The sequence below is a fragment of the Streptomyces sp. NRRL F-5630 genome (assembly GCF_000719475.1).
Taxonomy (GTDB): Bacteria; Actinomycetota; Actinomycetes; order Streptomycetales; family Streptomycetaceae; genus Streptomyces.
Genome location: NZ_JOGO01000003.1, coordinates 60,253 through 83,572, shown reverse-complemented (window position 1 = coordinate 83,572; position 23,320 = coordinate 60,253). Strand labels below are relative to the sequence as shown.

General features: G+C 73.9%; 23 protein-coding genes and 1 pseudogene. 14 read left to right on the top strand and 10 right to left on the bottom strand.

From position 1 onward, the window contains the following. Nucleotides 1-491: 491 nt before the first annotated feature. The 3 genes from IF99_RS0101690 to IF99_RS0101680 form a co-directional block, all read right to left on the bottom strand. On the bottom strand, nt 492-1,259 hold the full coding sequence (locus IF99_RS0101690; RefSeq protein WP_030994467.1) for an SDR family NAD(P)-dependent oxidoreductase: 768 nt from the start codon (nt 1,257-1,259) through the stop codon (nt 492-494). 161 nt (nt 1,260-1,420) lie between these two features. Continuing rightward, a complete protein-coding gene (locus IF99_RS0101685; RefSeq protein ID WP_030994466.1) occupies nt 1,421-2,179 on the bottom strand; it encodes an SDR family NAD(P)-dependent oxidoreductase in 759 nt (252 codons plus the stop codon). Nucleotides 2,180-2,327: 148 nt separating this feature from the next. Then, nucleotides 2,328-2,591 carry an Atu4866 domain-containing protein gene (locus IF99_RS0101680; protein WP_030994465.1) on the bottom strand — a complete coding sequence of 88 codons (264 nt, stop codon included), beginning with the start codon at nt 2,589-2,591 and terminating at the stop codon, nt 2,328-2,330. Nucleotides 2,592-2,730: 139 nt separating this feature from the next. Here IF99_RS0101680 and IF99_RS0101675 point away from each other — a divergent pair, with 139 nt between their 5' ends. Then, nucleotides 2,731-3,612 (top strand): helix-turn-helix transcriptional regulator, encoded by an 882-nt coding sequence (locus tag IF99_RS0101675; RefSeq protein WP_030994464.1) that lies wholly within the window; start codon nt 2,731-2,733, stop codon nt 3,610-3,612. 331 nt (nt 3,613-3,943) lie between these two features. After that, the gene (locus IF99_RS0101665) at nt 3,944-4,180 is read left to right on the top strand and encodes a hypothetical protein (RefSeq protein WP_158716574.1); all 237 of its coding nucleotides are present in this window, start codon (nt 3,944-3,946) and stop codon (nt 4,178-4,180) included. Between the two features lie 45 nt (nt 4,181-4,225). On the opposite strand, the gene IF99_RS0101660 is transcribed toward IF99_RS0101665, so the two are convergent. After that, nucleotides 4,226-4,633, bottom strand: a complete 408-nt coding sequence (locus tag IF99_RS0101660) for a RidA family protein (protein WP_030994462.1) — start codon at nt 4,631-4,633, stop codon at nt 4,226-4,228. A 143-nt stretch (nt 4,634-4,776) separates the two neighbouring features. Here IF99_RS0101660 and IF99_RS0101655 point away from each other — a divergent pair, with 143 nt between their 5' ends. Beyond that, on the top strand, nt 4,777-5,163 hold the full coding sequence (locus IF99_RS0101655; RefSeq protein ID WP_030994461.1) for a winged helix-turn-helix transcriptional regulator: 387 nt from the start codon (nt 4,777-4,779) through the stop codon (nt 5,161-5,163). A 214-nt stretch (nt 5,164-5,377) separates the two neighbouring features. On the opposite strand, the gene IF99_RS0101650 is transcribed toward IF99_RS0101655, so the two are convergent. After that, nucleotides 5,378-5,800 (bottom strand): winged helix-turn-helix transcriptional regulator, encoded by a 423-nt coding sequence (locus tag IF99_RS0101650; protein WP_030994460.1) that lies wholly within the window; start codon nt 5,798-5,800, stop codon nt 5,378-5,380. 88 nt (nt 5,801-5,888) lie between these two features. Here IF99_RS0101650 and IF99_RS0101645 point away from each other — a divergent pair, with 88 nt between their 5' ends. Next, the gene (locus IF99_RS0101645; RefSeq protein ID WP_030994459.1) at nt 5,889-6,704 is read left to right on the top strand and encodes an NAD(P)H-binding protein; all 816 of its coding nucleotides are present in this window, start codon (nt 5,889-5,891) and stop codon (nt 6,702-6,704) included. A 259-nt stretch (nt 6,705-6,963) separates the two neighbouring features. Further along, on the top strand, nt 6,964-7,470 hold the full coding sequence (locus IF99_RS0101640; protein WP_234340550.1) for an ATP-binding protein: 507 nt from the start codon (nt 6,964-6,966) through the stop codon (nt 7,468-7,470). Nucleotides 7,471-7,477: 7 nt separating this feature from the next. Here IF99_RS0101640 and IF99_RS0101635 read toward each other — a convergent pair whose 3' ends face one another. Then, the gene (locus tag IF99_RS0101635) at nt 7,478-7,855 is read right to left on the bottom strand and encodes an STAS domain-containing protein (RefSeq protein ID WP_030994457.1); all 378 of its coding nucleotides are present in this window, start codon (nt 7,853-7,855) and stop codon (nt 7,478-7,480) included. 87 nt (nt 7,856-7,942) lie between these two features. Further along, complete coding sequence (locus IF99_RS0101630; protein ID WP_234340549.1) at nt 7,943-8,266, bottom strand: hypothetical protein; 324 nt, start codon at nt 8,264-8,266, stop codon at nt 7,943-7,945. Between the two features lie 420 nt (nt 8,267-8,686). Here IF99_RS0101630 and IF99_RS0101625 point away from each other — a divergent pair, with 420 nt between their 5' ends. Then, a complete protein-coding gene (locus IF99_RS0101625; RefSeq protein ID WP_030994455.1) occupies nt 8,687-10,081 on the top strand; it encodes a DUF1254 domain-containing protein in 1,395 nt (464 codons plus the stop codon). 33 nt (nt 10,082-10,114) lie between these two features. On the opposite strand, the gene IF99_RS0101620 is transcribed toward IF99_RS0101625, so the two are convergent. Further along, nucleotides 10,115-10,429 carry a hypothetical protein gene (locus IF99_RS0101620; protein ID WP_030994454.1) on the bottom strand — a complete coding sequence of 105 codons (315 nt, stop codon included), beginning with the start codon at nt 10,427-10,429 and terminating at the stop codon, nt 10,115-10,117. A gap of 558 nt (nt 10,430-10,987) precedes the next feature. Between IF99_RS0101620 and IF99_RS0101615 the strand changes: the two genes are divergently transcribed. From IF99_RS0101615 to IF99_RS0101590, 6 genes are all read left to right on the top strand, one after another. Then, nucleotides 10,988-11,605 carry a winged helix-turn-helix domain-containing protein gene (locus IF99_RS0101615; protein WP_030994453.1) on the top strand — a complete coding sequence of 206 codons (618 nt, stop codon included), beginning with the start codon at nt 10,988-10,990 and terminating at the stop codon, nt 11,603-11,605. Between the two features lie 138 nt (nt 11,606-11,743). Then, nucleotides 11,744-12,787, top strand: a complete 1,044-nt coding sequence (locus IF99_RS0101610; protein WP_030994451.1) for an NAD-dependent epimerase/dehydratase family protein — start codon at nt 11,744-11,746, stop codon at nt 12,785-12,787. A gap of 292 nt (nt 12,788-13,079) precedes the next feature. Then, nucleotides 13,080-14,456, top strand: coding sequence for a sensor histidine kinase (locus IF99_RS0101605; RefSeq protein WP_030994450.1), 1,377 nt, complete (start codon nt 13,080-13,082; stop codon nt 14,454-14,456). Further along, nucleotides 14,441-15,127, top strand: a complete 687-nt coding sequence (locus IF99_RS0101600) for a response regulator (RefSeq protein WP_030994449.1) — start codon at nt 14,441-14,443, stop codon at nt 15,125-15,127. Before IF99_RS0101605 ends, IF99_RS0101600 begins: the two co-directional genes overlap by 16 nt. 112 nt (nt 15,128-15,239) lie before the next feature. Next, nucleotides 15,240-17,246, top strand: a complete 2,007-nt coding sequence (locus IF99_RS0101595; RefSeq protein WP_030994448.1) for a hypothetical protein — start codon at nt 15,240-15,242, stop codon at nt 17,244-17,246. Between the two features lie 101 nt (nt 17,247-17,347). Continuing rightward, nucleotides 17,348-18,115 (top strand): TetR/AcrR family transcriptional regulator, encoded by a 768-nt coding sequence (locus IF99_RS0101590; protein ID WP_078654946.1) that lies wholly within the window; start codon nt 17,348-17,350, stop codon nt 18,113-18,115. Here the strand turns inward: IF99_RS0101590 and IF99_RS0101585 are convergent. After that, on the bottom strand, nt 18,093-18,791 hold the full coding sequence (locus IF99_RS0101585; protein WP_030994446.1) for a DUF4230 domain-containing protein: 699 nt from the start codon (nt 18,789-18,791) through the stop codon (nt 18,093-18,095). The two genes, IF99_RS0101590 and IF99_RS0101585, sit on opposite strands and share 23 nt — an antisense overlap. A gap of 116 nt (nt 18,792-18,907) precedes the next feature. On the opposite strand from IF99_RS0101585, the pseudogene IF99_RS35675 reads away from it, so the two are divergent. Together IF99_RS35675 and IF99_RS0101580 are read left to right on the top strand one after the other, a co-directional pair. Continuing rightward, nucleotides 18,908-19,122: pseudogene (locus IF99_RS35675) on the top strand (alpha-glucosidase); the annotation flags it as partial. 245 nt (nt 19,123-19,367) lie between these two features. Continuing rightward, entirely contained in the window at nt 19,368-20,267 is a 900-nt protein-coding gene (locus tag IF99_RS0101580; RefSeq protein ID WP_030994445.1) for a phosphatase PAP2 family protein, read from the top strand. Between the two features lie 12 nt (nt 20,268-20,279). Here IF99_RS0101580 and IF99_RS0101575 read toward each other — a convergent pair whose 3' ends face one another. Further along, complete coding sequence (locus IF99_RS0101575; protein WP_030994444.1) at nt 20,280-23,282, bottom strand: bifunctional [glutamine synthetase] adenylyltransferase/[glutamine synthetase]-adenylyl-L-tyrosine phosphorylase; 3,003 nt, start codon at nt 23,280-23,282, stop codon at nt 20,280-20,282. Nucleotides 23,283-23,320: the final 38 nt, after the last annotated feature.

Sequence of the window (23,320 nt, the reverse complement as noted above, 5' to 3'; positions counted from 1 at the left end):
GCGACTAGATAGTCCGGGAGAGAACTCCGTACGCCGACACCTCTCGCCGATGGCGCCGGGCTGCCTCGTCAGCCCCGAGAAGGCACAGAGAACACGGTCACGGCGGCGAGGCGGTGCTTGACGGCTCCCTGGAGCCGCCGCCGCTGCCCGCGCGGTTCCTCCTTCTTGGCCACCTTCGACTTCGGAGTTCGGGGCCGCTTCCACCCCACGGGCGCATCAGCCTCGGCTCTTGGGCCTCATCGAGCGCGGCAGCCATTCCCTCGTAGGCGGCACGGGCACGGGCGAGCGCCTCTTCGGCGTTGCCTGCGGCACGAGATACAGGGCGGGCTTCAGGGCGTGGAGAACTGGAAACAGCGCGAACACCGTGCTCTGCTGCGGCAAGGACGGCGCTCTGACCGACCCGTAAAAGGAGCACGCCGAGACCTTCCGGCAACCCGTCGTCCGGCAGGCAGGGTGGTGTGTCCGGGCAACGGCTGATCGGCCCCGTCGCGTCAGACGGCGGTGAAGCCGCCGTCTGCGGGTACCACGGCTCCGGTGATGAAGCTGGAGCGTGGTGAGGCGAGGAAGCAGAGAACCTCGGCGATCTCTTCGGGCTGTGCGACGCGGCCCAGGGGCTGGGCGTCGCCGAACGAGGCGAGGTAGGCGCGGCTGTCGGGGCGGATCGTGTCGAGGAAGTCGGTCTCGATGACGCCCGCGGCGACGAGGTTGGCGCGGATGCCCCAGGGGCCGCCTTCGACGGCGAGCACCTTGGTCAGCTGGGCCAGGGCGCCTTTGGACGCGCTGTAGGCGGCGCCTCCGGGCAGGGCGACCGTGCCGGCGTAGGACCCGGTGCTGACGATGCTTCCGCCGCCGCGGCTCCGCATGGCCCGGAAGGCTTCTCGGGCGCAGAGGAAGGATCCGCGGGCGTTGACGGCCATCACGGTGTCCCAGTCCTCGGCGGTGGTCTCGGTGACGGGTTTGTGCAGGGTGCGTCCGGCGTTGTTGACCAGGATGTCCAGTCCTCCGAAGGTGTCCAGCGCCGAGCGGACCGCGTCGGCGGCGGTCTCCTCCCGTGTGATGTCACCGCGCATCGCGAGTACGCCGGGGAATTCGTCCCGCAGGGTCGTGACGTCGGGACGCAGGTCGACGGCGACGACGTGGGCGCCGCGGGCGTGGAGCAGTGCCACGGTCTCCTTGCCGACGCCGCGCGCGGCCCCGGTGACCAGGGCGGTCTTCCCGGCGAACTCGGACGCTTCGGCGGAAGCGGCGGTGGGCGTCATGATGAGTTCCTCTCGTAAGGATCGGGTCGCGCGCGGTTTCCCGCGCCGGCTGTCCGGGCTGCTGAACGGTCACGCACGCACGAGGCGGACGGCACGGGAGATGAGCGCGCTTGCCGCGCATGCGCACCGGTGGCGTCGTGGACGCTCGGCGGTCGGGTTGTTCAGTGCGCGGTGAGGCCGCCGTCGACGACGAGTTCCGAGCCGGTGACGAAGGAGGAGTCGTCGCAGGCGAGGAAGAGGATCGCGGGGGCGATCTCGTCTGCGCGGCCGGCTCGGCGCATGGGGGTGCGCTGGATGTCCGGTTGCTGGTCGCCCTGCTCGTCCAGGAGGTCCTGGATCATCGGTGTGGCGACCACTCCGGGATGTATCGAGTTGACCCGTACGCCCTGCCGCGCGTACTCGACCGCGGCCGTCTTGCTCAGCAGGCGCACAGCCCCCTTCGACGCCTGGTAGGCCGCGGCCGCGCCGCTGCCCACCAGGCCGAGCACGGACGAGGTGTTGATCACCGACGCGTTGCCGCTCGCTCGCAGCAGCGGCATCGCCGCCTTCATGCCGAGCCAGGTGCCTTTCTGATTCACGTCGATCACGCGGTCCCACACCTCCTCCCGCGTGTCCTCGATACCCGGCCAGTCCACGATTCCGGCGAGGTTCACCAGCACGTCCAGCACGCCGAAACGATCGCGCACGAGGGCCGTCACCTCCTCCCATTCCCGGGCGGAGGAGACATCGAGGAGGGCGGTCGCCACCTCCGCGCCACCCGCCTCGATGCGCCGCGCCAGGTTCTGGAGGGGTTCCCGGGCCACATCGGTGATCACCAGCCGGGCGCCCTCCCGGGCGAAGAGTTCGGCGGTCGCCGCGCCGATCCCCCCGGTCGCGCCCGTGATCAGGGCCACCTTGCCCTCAAGACGTCGTCCGGTCATGCATACGGTCCTTCCCTTGCGTTTGATACGTCTGTCAGCGACTGCTGCCTGCCTCGGCAGTCGGGCCGGTCCGCTCCCACGGGGGGGCGCTCTCCCCGGCCGGAGGAGCTGCCGCCCGGACCCCGTTGTCCCGCCCCGCTCGCCGCCCCTACGACGGGCTCGACTCCCGGTACAGCACGAGGTGTTCGTGGTAGAGCACTCCGTCGCGGATGTCCCCGGTGGCGGTGAACCCGGTGTCGTCGACGTAGTCCAGGTGACTCCCGGTGACTGTGTAACGGCCGGTGTACGCACTGGCCCGCTCGCCGCGCGCCTCGTCGTAACGGCCGTCCGGCAGCAGCTCCTGCCGGATGTGCCCGTCCTCGGTCACCCACATACCGACCACGTCCACGTGGCCGTCCTCGATCTCGGCCATGGCGGTCTCCTCTCCTCGAACGGTGCGGTCCTTCCCGCTCCACCGAGTCTGCGCTGGTCAGCCATGTCCGACCAGGACGCTTGCTGCCTGGGTGCGCCACACCCAGGCAGCCCGGCGGCGCGTCTCCTAGCCTGAAGGCATGGACGAAAACCGCCTGGGGGACTTCCTGCGCGCACGCCGCGCCGCCCTGCGCCCGCACCACGTCGGGATGCCGAGCCACGGGACCCGCAGAGTCGCCGGGCTGCGCCGCGAGGAGGTCGCCGTCCTGGCCGGAGTGAACGCCGACTACTACACCCGCCTGGAACAGGGCCGCGAACGCAACCCCTCACCCCAGGTGATCGACGCTCTCAGTCATGCGCTGCACCTCGACGAGGACGCCAGGGCGCACCTGTACCGGCTGGCCGGAGCCGCCCCCGCCGACCGGCTGTCGCCTCGCCGGACCGAGCGCGTCAGCCCCGCCCTGCGACAGCTGATGGACGGCTACTCCGACACCCCGGCGTTCGTCATGAACAGGACCCTCGACCTCCTCGCGGCCAACACGCTGGCCCAAGCCCTCTACTCGGCGTTCACCCCGGCGGACAACCTCGCCCGCATGACCTTCCTCGACCCGGCCGGCCCCACCTTCTACACGGACTGGAACCGGACGGCACAAGCCACCGTCGCCAACCTCCGCGAGGCGACCGGCTTCGAACCGGACAACCCCCGGCTGCGCGAACTCGTCGGCACCCTCACCGAGCACAGCGCGGACTTCGCGCGCCTGTGGCACTCCCACACCGTGCGAGGCAAGACGCAGGAGGCCAAACACATCCACCACCCGGACGTCGGCCCGCTCACGCTCACCTACCAGGCGTTCGACGTACGCGAGGCACCCGGCCAGCAGCTCGTCATCTACCACGCCGAACCGGGCAGCCCCAGCGCCCACTCCCTCCACCTGCTCGGCTCCCTCCACGCAACCCGGCGCCAAGACCGCGCCCAGCGCACAGCCGATCAGCCGACACAACCCGGAGACCCGCACCGATAGTGCGACCAAGGCGATCGGCCAACGCCACTGAACCGCAGCACGGGGCAAGCCCACCGAGTCGCTCCCAGCCCGCTGGGGCACCCTTTACGCACCGCCTGTCCACCAGACAAAGAGCACGCGGGTGGGCGGACACCTCGGACGCACGGGCTGACCCGCTGAAAAGCCGCCCGTCAGCGCTCGCTGGTACTGCTCGCTCTCCGCTCCCGTCCTGCACCACGGCGCGCCATGCCCCACACCCGTCAGCAAACGCGCCATGACCCACACCCGTCAGCGAAAGTGAGGCCGCCACCCCCTCTCGGGGGTGGCGGCCTCACTTGCTTCCGTCTGGACGGTGACCAGCAGGTCCCGGGCTTGTTCGCCGACCGCGTCCGGGACCTCGGTCATGTGCCGGGCGCCCCCGCACCGTGCGCGCCGCTTCCTCGCTACCGTCCGTGCCGACGCGCGCGCCCGGCAGCCCGCCCCGGAACGGCCGAGCCCGCTCACCCGCCATGAGGTCCAGCGCGCGGTCGTCGACCTCGTCGTGCGACCCGGGCACGACGACGCCCCGTGGCGGCTGGTCGCCCACTGAACACAGTGGGGGGCACTTCCGTGCTCCGTGGGCGAAGGCGGCTGTTCAGTCGAGAATCGCGGTGGTTTCGATCTCGACCAGGTGGTCGGGGATGTCCAGGGCCGCGACACCCAGCAGCGAGGCCGGTGGGGCCGCGGTGGTGCCCAGCTTCGCGGTTCCCCGGGAGATGCCCTCCAGGAGCTGGGGCATTTTGTCGGGGGTCCAGTCGACGACGTAGAAGGTCAGTTTCGCCACGTCGTCGAAGGAGCCGCCGGCCTCGGCCAGAGCGGTGCCGATGTTGAGGTAGCACTGCTCGACCTGGGCGGCGAGGTCGCCTTCGCCGACCGTGGTCCCCTCGGCATCCCAGGCGACCTGACCGGCGATGAAGACCAGCTTCGACCCCGTGGCGATCGACACCTGCCGGTAGACGTCGATCACGGGCAATCCGCTCGGGTTCACCAGGTTGACGGCCATGCTGTCTGTCTCCTTGTACTGGGCGCCTGCGGGGTCATGTCAGCCCGGCCCCAGGCACCCGCGGTCTCTTGTGGTTACTCAGGAACCGTAGGAGAGTGTTCGCTGACATGGAAGAACGCACTTTTCAGTGACTGGGGAACCCGTTGGTGACCAAACAGATCAAGAGCCCGTCCGATGAAGCGGACCTCAGGCGCGCGGACTCCTTGGCGCGAGAGATCTTCTCCGACGTCGCCAACAAGTGGGCGTTCCTGATCATCGAGACACTCGGGGACGGGACGCTGCGCTTCAGCGAGCTGCGGAACGAGATCGAGGGCATCAGCCACAAGATGCTCACCCAGAACCTGCGCATGCTGGAGCGCAACGGCTTGGTCGAGAGAAACGTGCACCCCACGGTCCCGCCACGTGTCGAGTACACCCTCACGGAGCCGGGCCAGGGCCTCCGCGCCACCGTCGACGCGATGTGCGACTGGACGCACCGCTACTTCAGCCACATCGAGGCCGCCCGCCACCGCTTCGACCCCGGCAGCTGAGCGCGGTCCACGACCGAAGTGCTCGTTTCCCTTCGGACGTGCCTGCCGCTCTTCTCGGCGTAGCTCCGCCTCCGTGCTGCGCGCGGCGACGGCGACTCCCTCGCCTGTCGGAAGGCTCACCCAGGGGGTGCCGCCGTCCGGCTCGTGGGTGATCAGGCGTGCGCCGTCCGCGTCCTGGATGTCTCGCGTCAGGGACTCGGTGCCGTTCCGCCGGTCATCGGATCTCGTTGTCAGGGTGCTCGCTGTCGTAGGACGCGCGTGCCTGGGCGATGTCCGCGCGGTGTGCGAGTGACCAGTCGGCGAGCGCCTTGACGAGGTGGGTGAGGCTGGCGCCGGTCTCCGTGAGCCGGTAGTCGACCTGGGCCGGCACCGTCGGATAGACGGTCCGAAGGACCAGTCCGTCCCGCTCCAGCCTGCGCACCGTCAGGGTCAGCATGCGCTGGGAGATGCCCTCGACGGCGCGCTGGAGCTCCCGGAAGCGTCGCGGGCCGTTGGCGAGTTCGACGATGACGAGGACCGACCACTTGTCCCCGACCCGGTCGAGGACGTCTCTGATGCCGCAGTCGGGGTGGTCCCGCTGTCCGCACGGCTCAAGCTCGGCGGCTCCCGTGGTCACACCGGTGTGCGTCAGTGACATGAAACTGCCTCCTTGTGAGCCGACGACGGCCGGTCGGGGATCTCCACCGTAGTTACTGAAGAGAACCACGGCAGGAGACAGAACCGAAATGATCATGGTCACCGGCGCGAACGGACAGTTCGCCTCCCTCACACTCCAGGAACTGGCGGAGCGCGACATACCCGCCGTGGGCGGCAGTCGATCGCCTGCCGAGGGGCAGCGGGGCCTCGACTTCGACGAGCCCGCGAGCCTCGACCTCACGCAGGTCTCGACGCTGGTCCTCGTCTCGGCGGGGTACGCCGAGGACGACCAGGTCATCGCGCGTCACCGGGCCGTTCTCGACGCCGCGGTGCGCGACAGGGTGACCCACGTGGTGTACACCAGCCTCACCGGCGACGGTGACCACCTCGGCTTCGCGCTCGCCCACCGGGCCACCGAGCGCCTGGTCAAGGCCAGCGGGCTCGACTGGACGATCCTGCGCAACGGCCTTTACGCCGAACTCTTCGGCGCGCTGCTGACCTGGACCCCTGAGGGCCTGGAATCAGCGTTCGGCGACGGCGCGCTCTCCGCGGTCGCGCGGGCGGACCTGGCCGCTGCCGCGGCGGTCGTGGCCGGCGATCCGGCCGCGCACGCGGGCAAGACCTACGACCTGGTCGGCGAACCGGTCACCGCGACCGGCGTCGCCGACAACCTCGGAGTCGCGCACCGTGCGATCGGGCTCGGCGAGTACCGGGACCGGCTCCTCGCCGATGACACCCTGCTGCCCTTCCAGCCGCCGATGCTCGCCTCGATCGCGTCCGGTGTCCGCCACGGATTCCTCGGCGACACCACCCCCGACCTCGTCCGGCTGCTCGGCCGCCCCCTGACCGACCCGCTCGCCGTCGCCACAGGCGTCGCGGCCGCGACGCGTCCCGGGACCCGCTGAGCGCGCGCATCGGCCCCGTACGGTTCCCGGGCACCATCGGAACCTCGCCCTCTCCCCCGTCGTCACCCGCCTCCGCCCTCTCGGCCCCACGCGCGGACATCCTCCGCGCCGCCGCCCCCGCCCGCCTCCCGAGGGCCCGCGTCGCGCGGGAAACGCCGGGAGCCCCGCACAAAGCATGTGCGCCGCGCCCGACTCGGGGCACCCGGAGCACAGGGGCGGGTGAGAACGGATGCGAGCGAATGCGGGCAGGTGAGTGGTGGTGTCGGACGAGGACGGGCACGCCGGAGGGCATGGCATCGAGGGCGAGAACACGCACGAGCGGCGCACGGGCCGGGGCGGGGGCGGGCTGCGGCCCGGGGAGGCCCGGGAGCAGGTGTACGACGCTCTGCTGGCGGTGCGGCCGCCGGTGGATGTGCTCGTGCTCGCCGACGCGGTGCTCGTGGCCTCGGAGCTGGTGAGCAATGCCGTGCGGCACGCCGGGGGTGTCACCCGGTTCCGGGTGAGTGTCGGGGACGGCGAGGTGGAGATCAGCGTCTCGGACGGGTCGGACGCGCGGCCCTACGAGCGCAGGCCGCAGCCGCTCGTGCGGGAGGGCGGATACGGGTGGGGCCTCGTGACGAAGCTCGCGCGGGTCGAGGTCGCGGAGCGGGCCGGGGGAGGCAAGACGGTGCGGGCGCGGCTGTCGCTGACGTCCGCCCACAGCGCGTACGAGCATCCCGGCTTCATCCCCGCGCAGCGCAAGCCGCCCGCCGAGGGGAAGCGCTGACAGGACCTCAGTCGGCGTCGATCGCCTCGCCGATCGTCTCGTACACGTCGAGGACCGTGTCCGTGCCCGTCAGCGCGAAGAGCTGGCGCAGCGCGTCCGTGGGCGCGACCAGGCGCAGCCGGGTGGTGGTGCGGGCGCGGATGAGGAGGTTGAGGAAGCTGGAGTCGCCGAAGCCGACGCGGCTCAGGTCGAGTATCACGACCGGGTAGCGCGCGGCGGCCTCCTCCAGTTCCCGGCGCAGCGCTCCCACGGTGTCGAGGTCCAGCTCGCCGGAGGCCCGGACGAGCCACATCCCGGCGGCGTCGCCGGGCAGGTCGCGTCTCTCGGGATCGGCGGAGGTCTCGTCCGCCGGTTCCTGCTCGGGCGGCTCTGCGGGTTCGGGCATATGCGCATCCTGCCTCAAGCGCCACGGGGGTTCCGAATCACCCCCTCCCCGCGCGGTCACCGGCTCCCCACGGTCGTTCGCCGCTCCTCACGAGGACAGCGAGTCGCGGCACGAGCAGTGCGCGGGGTCGTGCGCGCGGCCCCGCGTCTCCCAGGCGCGCAGACAGCACAGCGCCTCGAAGACCTGCCAGTCGGCGACGGGTCGTGGGGGCGGAACGGGGGCGGGTCGCGGGACGTGCTCCTCGGCGCACTCGTGCTCGCGCAGGAGCGCGGTGACCAGGAGCGCCGATCCGGCGACGAAGGCGAGGGCCGTCCACCAGGCGCCGTTCCGGGCGCTCGCCGTGGCGCAGTGCCCGAGCCAGACCACCGCGGCGAGGTAGGCGGCGCTCAGGACGAGCGAGAGGCGGCTCACCGCGCGCACCCGGGGCGCGAGGGGGCGGGGCGGGGAGGGGCGGGGTGCGACTGGGGCATGGGCGGCGTCCTCTCGTACGGGCTGCTCGGCGCGCGGGCGCACGGACCGCTCGGTGCGTACGCGTGCGGGCTGTTCGCCGCGTGCGCGCGGGCTGTCCGGTACCTACGCGCACGGGCGTGCGTCACGTATGGCGATCGCCCGGTCACGCGCGGCGATCTGACCGGCCAACGAGCCGGCGGCGCGGGCGCTGCGCCCGTTCACTCCTGCGGCCCGCGCGAGCGCGCCTGTCCGAATTCGCGTCGGTCCGTGTGGGGGACGTGCGCCACCCGGTGAGGGGACGGGTCGCACTGGGGTGCGACTCGGGATGCGGGAGGGCGGGGGGCGTGTGACCTTGAGACGAGGCAGGCAGGAGGAGGCGGGATGGGGCACGAGACCCGGGCGGCTTCGCTCGCCGCCGAGGCGTACGTCTACGGCACGCCGCTCGTGCGCGGCCTGGAGACGGTCGGGATGCTCACGCAGGACGGGCTCGGCTCGCTGCCGGCGACGGCCTTCAACCATTTCGCGCACGCCGAGCCCGCCACGGGCTGGCCCGGCGACGAGGGCACGCTGTGCTCGCTCGCCCCTCTCGACCTCTCCGAGGGGCCGCTCGTCCTCCAGGTCCCGCCGAGCGGTCCGCGCTACGCCGTGTACCAGTTCGTGGACGCGTGGACCAACGACTTCGCGTACGTGGGGCTGCGGGCCGGCGGGGCGGACGGCGGGAGCTGGCTGCTCGCGCCGCCCGGCTGGGACGGGCAGGTGCCGGGGAGTGTGCGGGAGGTGATCGAGGCCCCGACGGCGGTCGCGACGCTCGTGGTGCGGTACGCCTGCGTGCTCGGGGACGCGGAGGACGTCGCGGCGGTGCGGGAGCTGCGGGCCGGGCTCGCGCTGCACCCGCTCACCGCGCCGGGCCTGGGGCGCGGCGGGCTCCCCGGCGGTGACCCGCTCGCCGAGCCGGCGCTGCGCTTCTGGGAGCGGTTGCGGGTGTGGGCGGGCGATTTCCCGCCCTCGGGGGCCGATCGCGCCTACCAGGAGCGGTTCCAGTCGCTCGGTCTCCTGGAGGAGGGCGCGACGCCGTACGCGGAGCCGGCGGCGGAGTTGCGGTGGGCGCTGGAGGAGGGGGAGGCGGCGGGGCGCGCGCAGATCGAGGCGGCGGCGTGGCGGTGGGGCCAGGACGGGCGCGAGGGGGACGGCGCCCCTTCCGGGAGGTCGGCGGAGGGCGGCGGTTCCGCCGGGGCCGTCGCTTCGGAGGCGGAGGGCGGCTCCCGTGAGGGCTGGAAGGGCGCGGCGCACCTCTTCGACTTCAACCTCGACCACCTCGGCCCGGGCACGCTCGACGCCCCGCCCTGGCGCGTCGCGGACCGCTCCGAGGCGTATCTGCGGCGCGCGGTCGCCGCGCGGGTCGGGCTGTGGGGGCCGCACGGGTACGAGGCGACGACGACGCAGACGTACCGGGACGCGGCCGGGGAGCGGCTCGACGGGGCGAACGCGTACACGCTGCGCCTGCCGCCCCCGCCGCCCGCGCACGGCTGGGCGCTGAGCGCGTACGGGGTGCCGCGCCGCCCGGGGCCCGAGCCGCGCGCGGTGAGCGACCGCACGCCCGGCCTCGTCCGCGAGCCGGACGGCACCGTGGTCCTGCGCCTCTCGGCGCGCCCGCCGCGCACGGCGGCGGCGAACTGGGTCCCGGTCCCGGCGGGGCCCTTCCGGGCGGTGCTGCGGCTGTACGTGCCGGAGGCGGGGTACCGGGTGCCGGGGCTCGTACGGGCGGAGCGGGAGTGACCCCGGCCCGTACGGGCCCCTGCCGTCGTCCCGTCAGCGGCTGTAGCGCATGAGCGCGCGCACCATGTGGCAGGTGACGGGGGACGGCGGGTGGATGCCGACGCGCTCGGCGGCGAGCCGGATGGTGCGGTCGTGTGCCTGCTCGGGACGCCAGACGCCCGCGTCGAGGAGCACGATCGCGAGCCGCATGGCCTTGAGGCGGCGGTTGTGCGCGATGTACCACTCGCGGGGGCGGCCCGCGGGCAGGGCCCTCTTCTCGACGGGCATGTAGGGGAGGTCGAAGAGCGGGGTCGTGGAAGCGGTCGCGGGGGCGGTCGGGTCGAGGGTCGCTGCTCGGGCCACGGGCATCCTCCTGAGCCGTCGGACGAGGGCGGGACCGGCCAGGCGTGAGGTCGGTCCCGCTCCCCCGTCCACGTTCGAACACTGCCTCCATTCTACTGCCGAGGACTGACAAAAGCCGCTGGTGGAAGGGGATTTGAGGCGTTCGAACACGGGAGTGCCACAGGGGTACGGCGGCGCCCCCGGAGCCCCTCGGACACGTCGGCGGACCGCTGGCTGACGGGGTGAACGCCCTTGCGCGCGGCGGCTGTCGTGCGTCGGCTTTTCGCTTCGGCTTCGGCCGAAACCCTCTCCCCGGGCCTCATGTCATCTGCTTCAATGGACACATGGACAGCTTTCGGAACCTCGTGACGGGTCACGTCGACCTCGAACCGTTCTGGCCGTCCCGTCAGCACCACGATTTCGACCGGGTGTGTCAGCCCCCGCGGAACGCACGGGCCCTCTAACACCCTCCCCGCCCTTCCGGCCGGGCTCAGGTCTTCGGTCCGCGCGACGACGTATGTCCCTTCCGTGGCATCCCCGGCACCGCCTCGGTGCCGCTTCGTGCGAAAAGAGCTGACACCTCCCATGGCGAACCATCCTTCCCTCTCCACCGCCCCGCTCGCCCGGCCCGTGAGCCCGGTGGGCCCCCCGCGTCACCGGCTGCGGGCCGTCGAGGCGGGTGAGCCCGCCCCCGCCCCCGAGGTCGCGCTGCCCGCCGGGGCGACGTGGCTCCCCGTGCCGCCGCACACGTTGCCCGCACTGCCGGGCAACCCGCCGATGGTCGGGTACCTCGTGCTCGTACCGGCCGGCCAGCAGCCGCCCTTCGCGGAGGCCGCCGCGCCCGCCGTGAGCGCCGTGCCCGAACCGGAGCCCGCCACGCCGGAACCGGAGCCCGCCGCGCCCGAGCCCCGTGCCGAGGCCGTCCGGGTCGACGCGCACCGCAGGACCGCCGAGGTCGACGGCCGCCCGCTCGACCTCACGTACCTGGAGTTCGAACTCCTCGCGCACCTCGTCGCGCACCCCCACCGGGTGCACACGCGCGACCAGTTGGTCACGACGGTGTGGGGCTACGGGCACGTCGGCGACGGGCGCACCGTGGACGTGCACATCGCACGGCTGCGCCGCAAGCTCGGCAGCGCGTACCGGCACAGCATCCAGACGGTGCGGCGGGTCGGGTACAAGTACACGCCGCCGCTGCGCTGAGCGCGCGACGCCGTCGCCCGTGGCACCGCGCGTGCGGGAAAGGTTCCCGGACACGCGGGAGTTCGGCCGACAGCGCACAAGCTCCTCCGAGAGCGAAAAACGGTCCCCGGCCCCGTCCGGAACGGGCACGCTCCTCGCATGACAGCGAACACATCAGCGAACGCGTCGGCGACACGGCTGCTCGTCCTGGGCGGGACCGAGTTCGTGGGGCGCGCGACGGCCGAGGCGGGACTCGCGCGCGGCTGGGACGTGACCGTGCTCAACCGGGGCACGAAGCCCGCGCCGGAGGGTGTCCGCGCGCTCGTCGGCGACCGGACGGCGCCCGGCGGGCTCGCGGCGCTCGAAGGCGGCGAGTGGGATCTCGTCGTGGACACGTGGCCGCGCGGACCGCGGGCGGTACGGGACGCCGCCGAGGCCCTGAAGGAGCGGGCCGGGCGGTACGTGTACGTGTCGACGTGCTCGGTGTACACGTGGCCCCGTCCGGCGGGTACCGGCACCGAGGCGCCGCTCGTGGAGGGCGACCCGGACGCCGAGGAGCGCGACTACCCGCGCGACAAGCGGAGCGCGGAGCTGGCCGTCGCGCGCGCCTTCGGCGAGGACCGGGCGCTCTTCGCGCGGGCGGGTCTCATCCTGGGCCCGCACGAGAACATCGGACGGCTCCCGTGGTGGCTGCTGCGGATGCGGCGCGGCGGCGAGGTGCTCGCGCCGGGGCCGCGCGAGCTGCCGCTCGCGTACATCGACGCGCGGGACCTGGCGGCATGGCTGCTCGACGCGGGCACGGCGGGCCGCTCCGGCGCCTTCGACCTGGTCAGTCCCTCGGGGCACACGACGATGGGTGAATTCCTGGAGACCTGCCGCACGGTGACCGGCTCGGACGCGGTGCTGCGCTGGGCGACCCCGGAGCAGGTGGAGGCGGCGGGGATCGCGCCGTGGACGGAACTGCCGGTGTGGTGCCCGCCGGGCGAGATGCACGGGGCGATGCACACGGCGGACGTGACCGCGACGCTTGAGGCGGGGCTTCGGTGCCGGCCGGTGGCGGAGACGGTCACGGACACGTGGGCGTGGCTGTCGGGCGAGGCAGGGGGGACGCTGCCGCCGTGGACGAACCCGAAGGCGGCGGTGGGGCTGGACGCGGAGAAGGAGGCGGCGGCCCTGGCGGCGCTGGGCGAGCGCGAGGGGTGAACCCGGCCGGACGGGCACGGGCCGCCGAGGGGCCGCGCTGCGGGCGGAGGCCCCTCCTGCGGGGAGATCGGGCCGAGGCGCCTGACGGTCCCCGCGCAGGCGCCTCGGCCCGGGGCTTCTCGCGCGGGCGGAGGCGGGGGCTCGTGGGCGAGTCCCGGGGGTGTACTCAGGTACACCCCCGGGACGGGGGCAGGACGGCTGCCGGACGGCGAAGGCGCCCCGCAGAATCGGGGTGTCGGGCCGCCGGGGCCCGGCCGGGCCGTCGGGTCCGTGGTGGAGGAAGTGGTTGATCATGGGCGGGCTGACGGCGAACGAGGACGAGGGCGGGCGGCGCGTGTACGCCCGCCTGCGGGCCGGGGAGCGCACGGCCGAGCGGTTCCTGGCGGCGGCGGAGGGCGAGGGGCGCCGCGACGAGGGGCACGGGGTGGCGCGGGTCTTCCGCGCCGGGGTGCGGGGGGCGGTGCTCGCGGCCGTCTCGCTCGGCGTGTCCTGCCTGCTGTTCTGCCTCGTGCTGGTCTCGCTCTGTCTCATCCCCCTCGGCGTGGGGCTGATCACGACGCCGCCGCTCCTCGCCGTGATCCGCGAGTACGCGCTGGGTCGCCGTACGCGCGCCCTGGAGTGGGGCGGGGTCCGGATCGGCGTCGCCTACCGCCCGCTGCCGCCGCTCAAGCCGGGCCTCGCGGGCGAGGCGAGCCTGTGTCTCGCGCTACTGCGGGACCCGGCCACGTGGCGGGACATCGGCTGGCTGTTCGTGGACTGCACGGCGGGTCTCGTCCTCGCCGTCCTCGCACCGGCCGCGCTGCTCTACCCGGTGTGGGGCGTGGTGCTCGCGGCCGGCGGGTGGCGGGTCTTCGAACACAGCCCGGAGTGGTACCTCTTCATCCCGGTGGACAGCCAGGCGACGGCCCTCCTCGCTTTCGCGCTCGGCGTGGTGATCGCGCTCACCGCCCGCTGGTCGGCCCCGGCGTTCGTCCGGGCGTACTTCCGGCTGACGCGTGCGGTGCTCGCGCCGAGCCGCGAGCAGGAGATGGCCGCGCGGATCAACCGGCTCACGGCCACCCGCGAGGACGCCGTCGACACCTCGGCGGCCGAACTGCGCCGCATCGAGCGGGACCTGCACGACGGGGCGCAGGCGCGGCTCGTCGCGGTGGGCATGGATCTCGGGCTCATCGAGTCGCTCGTGGAGCGCGACCCGGCGAAGGCGAAGGAACTGCTCGGCAAGGCGCGGCAGTCCTCGGCGGAGGCGCTCGGCGAGCTGCGGGACCTCGTACGCGGCATCCACCCCCCGGTGCTCGCCGAGCGCGGGCTCGTGGACGCGGTGCGGGCGCTGGCGCTGCGGCTGCCCGTCGAGACGGAGGTCGTGGCGGAGGTGCGGGGGCGCGCCGAGGCGCCGGTCGAGGCGGCGGCGTACTTCGCGACGAGCGAGTTGCTCGCCAACGCGGTCAAGCACTCGGGCGCGGACCGCGTCTGGGTCGACCTCGGGTACCGCGAGGGGCGGCTGCGGATCAGCGTCGGGGACAACGGCGAGGGCGGGGCGAGCGCCGCGAAGGGGACGGGGCTCGCCGGGATCGAGCGGCGGCTCGGTACCTTCGACGGTGTCCTGGCCGTCACTTCTCCCCCCGGCGGCCCCACTCTGGCCACCGTGGAGCTGCCGTGCGTGTTGTCCTAGCCGAGGACCTGTTTCTGCTGCGGGACGGTCTGGTGCGCCTGCTCGAAGCGTACGAGTGCGAGATCGTCGCCGCGGTGGAGAGCGGGCCCGAGCTGACCCGGGCGCTCGCCGCGGAGCGCCCGGACGTCGCGATCGTGGACGTCCGGCTGCCGCCCTCGTACACCGACGAGGGCCTGCAATGCGCCCTCGCCGCCCGGCGCGAGCGGCCGGGGCTCCCGGTGCTGGTGCTCTCGCAGCACGTCGAGCAGTTGTACGCGCGGGAGTTGCTCGCGGACGGCAACGGCGGGGTCGGGTATCTGCTCAAGGACCGGGTGTTCGACGCCGAGCAGTTCGTGGCGGCGGTGCGGCAGGTCGCCGCGGGCGGTACGGCGATGGACCCGCAGGTCATCTCGCAGTTGCTGCGCCGTCCCGCCGCCGAGCGGCCGCTCGCCCGGCTCACGGCGCGCGAGCGCGAGGTGCTCGAACTGATGGCGCAGGGCCGCTCGAACGCGGCGATCGCCGAGCGGCTCGTGGTGACCGAGCGGGCGATCGCCAAGCACACGTCGAACATCTTCGGCCGCCTGGGGCTGGAAGTCTCCGACGACGACAACCGCCGGGTCCTCGCGGTCCTCGCCTTCCTCGACGGGAAGCAGCCGGGCCGGGAGGCGCTGCGGGGGGACACCGGCATCTGACCTCGTGGGCGACTGCCGCGCGGACGCCGTCGGCGCGGCCGCTCGTGTGCGGAGGACGTGGGGCGGCCCGCTCGTGCGGTGACCTCGGGGGGCGTTTCTCGTTGCGCTGGACGTGGATTCCGCGAAGCTCGCCCCCCGACGCTCCCGCCGGTCGCGTTCCGGCACCGCCCCCTCCTCCCCCGGCCCCGCGCCGGTCGGCTTCGCACAGGCGGAGGCGGCGCTCGTCGAGCACTACCCACGACTCGTGCGGCTCGCGCACCTCGTGCTGCCCTCCTCGCTCGGCCGCGCCCGCCGCGTCCTCGCGGCGCACGCGCTCACCCAGCGGGCCCTGCCGCGGCGCGGGGAACTCGCGGGCGCGCGGGTGCCGGGCCCGCGCGCGGCGGGGCCGGACGGCGGCCGGGACCGGTCCGGGGGCGGCGTCTCGGCACGCGACGCGGGGTACGCCTGCGTGCGGGTGCGGGTACTCCGCGAGGCGTTGCGGGCCTGCGGCGAGGGCGGCTCCGGGAGGCCGGGCAAGGCGCGGGTGCCGTTCGGGCTGCCGCGGGTGTGGGGGCTCAAGCTCTTCCCGCGTGCGGGCGGCACCGAGGAACTCGCCCTGGACCAGGCGCTGTCGCGGCTGAGCGGGGCGGGCCGTGCCGCGTACGCGCTGCTGCACCTGGAGGGCCTCGACGCGGAGGCGGCGCGGGCGCTGCTCACGGAGGCGGGCGCGGCGGACGCGGGAGCCGCGCTCGGCGAGGCGGCGGGGGCCGAGGTCCCCGCGGGGGCGCGGGCGGCGGCGCTGCTCGCCTCGCCCGAGTTCGACCCCTGCTCGCTCCAGGCCCGGCCCACCGACCTCGTCCGGCGTCGCCAGGGCGTGCGGGCGCTCGGCGCGGGCGCGGCGGTGCTCCTCGTGTGCGGGGCGGCGTTCACGGGCTGGGCGCTCACGCGGAGCCAGGAGCCCGCCTCCCTGCCGAGCGTGGCGGAGCGCGAGTCGCTCGACCCGGCGCGCCTGACGACGGTGGCCCCCGACGCCTGGGAGACGGCGGCACGCCGCGACTTCTCGGTGTGGCCGGCGCGCGGCGAGCTCGTCTCCGACCGGGCCCTGCTCGGCCGGGCCTTGCGCGCCTGGGCCCGCCCCGGTCCCCGGACGCACGTCTCGGCGACACCGGGCACGCCGCTCGGGGGCCCGGCGGGGCCGCCCCGGCTGCTGTGGGCCGGGCACACGGCGGGGGCGGACATCGTGCTCTTCTACGACGGGCTGCGCCTCGTGCGGTACGCGGAGGCGGCGGGCGACGGCTTCGGCGATCCGGCGCTCGATCTCGTACGGGCCGACGGCGTCGACGAGGCGGGCGCCGCGGTGGTCGCGGTGGCGCGTACCGACGGCAACGTGCGGTATCTGACCGCGCCGTGGGTGAAGTCCGTGGCGCAGCGGGATCTGCGCGCCCCGCAGCGCGCCTCGACGCCGCGCGCGACGGAGCGGGACGGGACGGTGTGGCCTTTCCAGCAGCCGGGCCGCAAGCCCGCCCCCGGCGGCGGCTGCACGACGTGGAACACGGTGCAGGTCACCGGGCGCGACGGCCACGCGCGGCTGTACACCGACCTCGGCGACCTGTTGCCCGCGCACCTCACGACCGGCGCCCCGGCCGCTCCGGGGGAGGTCGACGACCTGGCGAGCAGGACCGCGTGGGCACCCTCGGCGTGCTCGCTCGTGGCGGGCCAGGGGCGCGGCGTGCGGGCGGTCAACTCCTGGTCGTACGCGCGGCAGCCGCTGCCCGAGGGGGCGGGGACGGCGCGGTGGGCGTGCACGCGGATGGAGACGTGGCGGGGCGGCGGCACGCTGACGCTCGCCGAGTACCGCGCCCCCGGCCACGCGCTCGGCTCCGTCGCCGCGCAGGCCGGCGACTCGCCCTCGTGCGGCGCGCGGCAGCCGGACGTCCTCGCGGGCGCCATGTGGAAGGCTCCTTCGGGCCAGTGGTACGTCCTCGCGGCGGGCTCCGAGGGGGTCGCCTCGATCACGGCGCGCGACGGCATCCGCGGCTCCTCCCCGACCCGGCTCTTCGCCCTTCCCGCCCGGAAGGGCTCGACGGCGGCCCTGAGCGCCACCCTCGTGACCGGCGGCACGCTCGACGGCCTGGGCTGAACAGGCGCTGAGGCGGCGGGGATACGGGGGCGGGCCGGTTCCGGGCGCCTCCCTCCGGTCCCCCCGCTGCCCTAACCCGCCTCTCTCGGTAGGCTGTTCGTATGACGACCGGGGTGCGCCGCAGGATGGGTGTCGAGGAGCGCCGGGAACAGTTGATCTCCGTGGCACTGGAGTTGTTCAGCCGCCGCCCTCCCGCCGACGTGTCGATAGACGAGATCGCGGCCGCCGCCGGGATCTCGCGGCCCCTCGTCTACCACTACTTCCCCGGCAAGCTCAGCCTCTACGAGGCCGCGCTGCGGCGCGCGGCCGACGATCTCGCGCACCGCTTCGTGGAGCCGCGGGAAGGGCCGCTCGGGGCGCGGCTGTCGCGGGTCATGGAGCGCTACTTCGACTTCGTGGACGCGCACGGCCCCGGGTTCTCGGCGCTCATGCGCGGCGGCCCCTCCGTGCCCTCGGGGGAGGCGGCGAACGCGCTCATCGACGCGGTGCGGCAGGCCGCGCGGGACCAGATCCTCGCCCACCTCGGCGTCGCCGAGCCCTCGGCACGCCTCGACCTCGTCGTACGGTCGTGGGTCTCGCTCGCCGAGTCGACGGCGCTCCTGTGGCTCGACGGGCGGCGCCTGGCGCGCGCCGAGCTGGAGCGCCAGCTCGTGCACGACTTCGTCGCGCTGCTCGCGGTGAGCGCGCAGCGCGATCCCGAACTAGCGGCGCTGCTGCGGGGGATCCTGGCGCGGGAGCCCGTGGACGGGCCCTTCGCCGAGCTGGTCGCCGGGCTCTTCGCGCTCGCGCCCGCGGGGCTGCCGCGGGCGCGAGCGGAGGCGGAGGCGGAGGCGGAGGCGCGGGAGGTCATTTCTTCGCCGCGTACGTGATGTGCACCGTGTCGAAGCCGAGCGAGTGCAGCAGTCCCTCCAGCATCGCGGTCGTGTTCTTCTCGGCGCGCCCGGTCAGTTCGCTGTCCTTGGCGGCGTCGCCGATGTGCTGCGCGGCGAGCTTCTGGACGGCGCGTTCGTCGTTCGGGTTGTCGGAGAAGAAGTCGCCGAGCCGGTCGAAGAGTCCGCGCTGCTTGGAGACCGCGTAGGAGCGGTCGGGGTCGAGCGCGGGCTTGCCGAGCACGGCGTGCGGCAGGCGCAGGGTCGCCTCGGTGCGGTCGTCGTTGACGCGGACGTCGTCGTCCTTGAGGCCGCCGAGTTCCACGTAGGCGGAGACGGCGCCCGCGCCGACGTAGAGCGTGCGCTTGCCCTTGAGGGCGTCGGGGAGGTACTTCGTGTCCTTCTCCAGGTCCACGACGACCTGGAAGTTGCCCGTGGCGGCCTCGTAACGGCTCATGTCCTTGATGGACTTGAGCAGCGCGGGCCCGGTGCGGTCGTGGGTCTCCTCGCCGAACAGCTCGCCGAGGCCGGGGATCACGGCGAACCGGATGAGCAGGACGAACAGCACGACGAGTGCCACGAGAGCCGCGAGGAGCTTCCCCCACCAGGGCAGGCCGGTCCCGCGGCGCGGCGTCGTCCCCGCCCTCTCCTCGGACACGGCGGTCTTCTGGGGCATGACGGCGCTCCCCTCTCTCCCGTAGGGGCCGCGCACTCGCGTCGGCCCGTCCTTCACAGCTCTCTGATGCCCAAGGCGCGGACTTTCAGGCGTCGTTGGCGTTCTGGTGACAGGTCCGTGACAGACCGGCGGCGCTGCTCACGCTCGCGCTGCCGGACTCGGTGTACGGGTACCAGGGCGAGGAGCTGGGACTGCCGGAGGTGCTCGACCCGCCGGAGGGGGCACGCCAGGACCCCGCGTACTTCCGGGGCGGGGCTGTCGTGCGGGACGGGGCCGGGCGGCGGGGACGCGGCCGGGCTGCCGAGCGCGCCCAACGCGGCGAGGCTTCCCGCTGCTCGCCTCGGGCCCGGTGGAGGCGGCGGGCGGGCGCGCGGTGCTGCCCGGGGGCACGTGCGGGTGGTGGGCGAGCGGGGGGTGAGAGGAGCCCCGCGCGGGGAAGGAGGGGGCGGGAGGCCCGGTCAGGGTTTCCCCGGAGTCCCCGCGCCCGGCCCTCATCCTTCAGGCGGAGAAGAGGGGAGCGAGGCCGACCGGAGGGATGATCAGCATTCGTGCCGGATTCTGGCAGACTCTCTGCTCATGGGTGAGATGACTGTGACACCGATGGAAGGCCGTGAACCGGCCGCCTCCTCACCCGCGACGGAGCGGCCCGATCGCCCCACCGCCGTGCGCCGCACGGTGCGGCGCCTGCGCACCCCGAAGCGGCCCCGGCTCTGGTTCGAGATCCTCCTCATCGGCCTCAGTTACTGGGTCTACTCACTGATCCGCAACGCGGTCCCCGAGCAGCGCGCCGCGGCGCTGCGCCACGCGGACTGGATCTGGCGCGTCGAGCACGATCTCGGCCTGGCCTTCGAGCAGTCGGTCAACCACGCCATCGACAAGATCACCTGGCTCATCGTCGGGATGAACTACTACTACGCGACCCTGCACTTCGTCGTGACGCTGGGCGTGCTCGTCTGGCTCTTCAAGTGGCACCCGGGGCGGTACGCGGCGGCGCGCCTCGTGCTCTTCGCGACGACGGGCGCGGCCCTGCTCGGCTACTACCTGTACCCGCTGGCGCCGCCCCGCCTCATGACGAACACCCACTTCATCGACACCGTCCTCGTGCACGAGACGTGGGGCTCGATGGCCTCGGGCAACCTCAAGCACGTGTCGAACCAGTACGCCGCGATGCCCTCGATGCACATCGGCTGGTCCACGTGGGCGGGCCTGACGATCATCGCCCTCGCGAAGACGCCGTGGGCGAAGATCCTCGGGGCGCTCTACCCGATGGCGACGCTGACGGTCATCGTGGCGACGGCGAACCACTTCTGGCTCGACGCGGTCGGCGGCCTCCTCTGCCTCGCCTTCGGGTACGTGGTGGCCTCCCTCTGGTACGGGAAGCTGCCCTACGCGCTGCCCCGGCTGATCACCTCACCGGGCAAGGGCTCACGGCTGCGCGCGGCGGGGGCGGCCCAGGCGGCACGGGCCTCGCGCTGAGAGGCGCGGCGTTCACAGCGCCGCCCCGTAGAACAGCTCCTCCACGACGCCGCGTGCCCGCCGGGTGGTGCGCCGGTAGTCCTCCAGCATGTCCCCCGCGTGCCCGGCCTCGTAGCCCAGGTAGCGGCTCACGGCGCCGAGTTCGCGGGTGTCGGTCGGGAAGGTGTCGCCGGCCCGGCCCCGTACGAGCATGACCGCGTTGCGCACGCGTGCGGCGAGGACCCACGCCTCGTCGAGGATGCGGGCCTGTTCCTGGTCGAGGAGGCCCGCCTCGAATGCGGCGGCGAGGGCTGCGCGGGTACGGGTCGTGCGCAGTCCGGGCTCGTGGTGGGCGTGGCGGAGCTGGAGGAGCTGGACGGTCCACTCGACGTCGGAGAGGCCGCCGCGCCCAAGCTTGGTGTGGAGGGTGGGGTCCTGGCCGCGCGGGACGCGTTCGGCCTCCATGCGGGCCTTGAGGCGGCGGATCTCGCGTACCGCCTCCTCGCCGACGCCCTCGGCGGGATAGCGGAGCGGGTCGATCAGTTCGGTGAAGGCTCGCCCGAGTCCGGCGTCGCCCGCGACGGGTTCGGCGCGCAGGAGGGCCTGCGCCTCCCAGGTCTGCGACCAGCGCCGGTAGTAGGCGGCGTACGAGCCGGGGGTGCGCACGAGGGGGCCGTTGCGGCCCTCGGGGCGCAGGTCGGTGTCGATGAGGAGGGGCGGGTCGGCGCTGGGGAGCTGGAGGAGGCGGCGCATCTCGGCGACGACGGCGTTCGCCGCGCGGGACGCCTCGGCCTCGTCGACGCCCTCGCGCGGCGCGTGGACGAAGAGGACATCGGCGTCGGAGCCGTAGGCGAGTTCGTGGCCGCCGAAGCGGCCCATGCCGATCACGGTGAACCGCGTGGGCAGTTCCTCGCCCCAGCCGGCGCGGACGACGGCGCGCAGGGTGCCCGCGAGGGTCGCGGCGGTGAGGTCGGAGACGGCGGAGCCGACACGGTCGACGAGCGTCCCGTGGTCCTCCTCGGCGGGGGTGTCCTCGGTGCCGTAGGAGCCGATGAGGTCGGCGGCGGCGGTGCGGAACAGCTCCCGGCGGCGCACACCGCGCGCGGCGACGACTCCCGCCTCGGGGCTCTCGGCCCGTCCCACGGCGGCGAGGATCTCCTGTTCGAGCTGGGCGCGCGGACGCGGGTCGAGTCCGGCCGGGTCGCCGAGGAGCGCGACGGCCTCGGGGGCGCGCAGCAGGAGGTCGGGGGCGAGGCGGCCCGCGGACAGGACGCGGGCGAGGTTCTCGGCGGCGGCGCCCTCGTCGCGCAGCAGCCGCAGGTACCAGGGTGTCTTGCCGAGGGCGTCGGAGACCTTGCGGAAGTTGAGGAGCCCGGCGTCGGGGTCGGCGGAGTCGGCGAACCAGGCGAGGAGGACGGGGAGCAGGGTGCGCTGGATCGCGGCGCGGCGCGAGACGCCGTGGGTGAGGGCTTCGAGGTGGCGCAGCGCCGAGGCCGGGTCCGCGTAGCCGAGGGCGACGAGGCGGTCGCGCGCGGCGGCGGGGCTCAGCCCGGCCTCGCCGGGGGCGAGGTGGGCGACGGCGTCGAGGAGTGGGCGGTAGAAGAGCTTCTCGTGGATGCGGCGGGCGGCGCCGGAGTGGCGCTTCCACTCCTTGAGGAGCGAGGCGATGGGCTCGGTGCGCAGGCCGAGGGAGCGGCCGAGGCGGCGCAGGTCGGCCTCGTCCTCGGGGACGAGGTGGGTGCGGCGCAGCTTGAAGAGCTGGATGCGGTGTTCGAGGGAGCGCAGGAAGCGGTACGCCTCGTCGAGCTGGAAGGCGTCGGTGCGGCCGATGTAGCCGCCGTCGGCGAGTTCGGCGAGCGCGGCGAGCGTCGTCGGGTTGCGCAGGCTCGTGTCGGTGCGGCCGTGGACGAGCTGGAGGAGCTGGACGGCGAACTCGACGTCGCGCAGACCGCCGGGGCCGAGCTTGAGTTCGCGTTCGGCCTCGGCCGCGGGGATGGCGTCGATGACACGGCGGCGCATCCGCTGCGTGTCGGTGACGAAGTTCTCGCGCTCGGACGCCTGCCAGACGAGGGGGGCGAGGGCCTCCACGTACTCCCGGCCGAGCGCGAGGTCGCCCGCGACGGGCCGGGCCTTCAACAGCGCCTGGAACTCCCAGGTCTTGGCCCAGCGGTGGTAGTAGGCGAGGTGGCTGGAGAGGGTGCGCACGAGGGGGCCGTTGCGGCCCTCGGGGCGGAGGTTGGCGTCGACGGGCCAGATGGTGCCCTCGACGGTGCTCTCGGAGCAGATGCGCATGAGGTGGGCCGCGAGGCGGGTCGCGGCGCGGATCGCCTCGCCCTCGTCGACGCCGTCGTGGGCGGGTTCGCCGACGTAGATGACGTCGACGTCGGAGACGTAGTTCAGCTCGTGGCCGCCGCACTTGCCCATCGCGAGGACGGCGAGGCGGCAGGCGGCGGCGTCCTCGGGCGCGGCCTCCTGGGCGAGGCGCAGGGCGGTGCGGAGCGTCGCGGTGGCGAGGTCGGCGAGTTCGGCGGCGGTCTCGCTGACGTCGGTGGTGCCCGTGACGTCGCGGGCGGCGATCGACAGGAGGCAGCGGCGGTAGGCGACGCGGAGCGAGACGGGGTCGGTGACGTCGGCGAGGCCGCGCTCGAACTCGGCGACATCGGGGTGCAGGTCGCTCGACTCGTACGTGACCAGGGTCTTCCAGTCCTCCGGGTGGCGCGCCAGGTGGTCGGCGAGCGCCTCGGAGGCGCCGAGCACCCCGAGGAGCCGGTCGCGCAGCGGCTTCGCGGAGACGAGCGTGGTGAGCAGCGTGCGCCGCGCCTCGGCGTCGGGCTGCGCCTCCGCGAGCCGGACGAGCCCGAGCAGGGCGAGGTCCGGGTCGGCGGCGGCCCCGAGCGCGTCGAGCAGGACGGGGTCGGTGCGCACGGCCGCGAGGGCGTCCTCGCCGAGCAGCTTCTCGGCGTGCGAGGGATCGACGAACCCGTACCGCAGCAGCCGCGTGAAGGTACTGCTCCTGCGTCCGCTCGGGACGGTCATCGCCACGCCCTCCTGCCATCACCCTGCCGGTCAGGGCC